Origin of the sequence: Bacillus sp. SIMBA_008 (assembly GCF_046535495.1) — a bacterium.
In the GTDB taxonomy this organism is placed as follows: domain Bacteria; phylum Bacillota; class Bacilli; order Bacillales; family Bacillaceae; genus Bacillus; species Bacillus subtilis.
This window is the reverse complement of the sequence record NZ_JAWRWL010000282.1, coordinates 1-286: the sequence shown is the minus strand read 5'-3', so window position 1 is coordinate 286 and position 286 is coordinate 1. Positions and strand designations below refer to the sequence as shown.

Genomic DNA, 286 nt, shown 5'->3' with positions numbered 1-286 from the left:
CGAAATAATTTTTGAAGATAAACCAGTCTCATTTTCTGATCCGTTAAGTGCGCAAAACGTAGGTATTACTATTATTCACCAGGAATTTAATTTATTTCCCGAGCTTACAGTAGAAGAAAATATTTTTATCGGCAGGGAGTTTTGTAAAAAAAATCGCTGGCGTCTGGATGAAAAACAGCAACGCCAGGCGACGATTGAAATTTTGCAAAAATTAAATTTGGCGATCAAACCAGATACTCTGGTTGCCGACCTTACGGTAGCTCAGCAGCAGATGGTAGAAATTGCC

The 286-nt window shown here is 38.5% G+C and carries 1 protein-coding gene; it reads left to right on the top strand.

Translation table 11 applies throughout. The features are described 5' to 3' along the window. Positions 1-286, top strand: a 286-nt coding sequence (locus SB658_RS23215; RefSeq protein WP_410602628.1) for an ATP-binding cassette domain-containing protein, incomplete at both ends; no start/stop codon positions are given.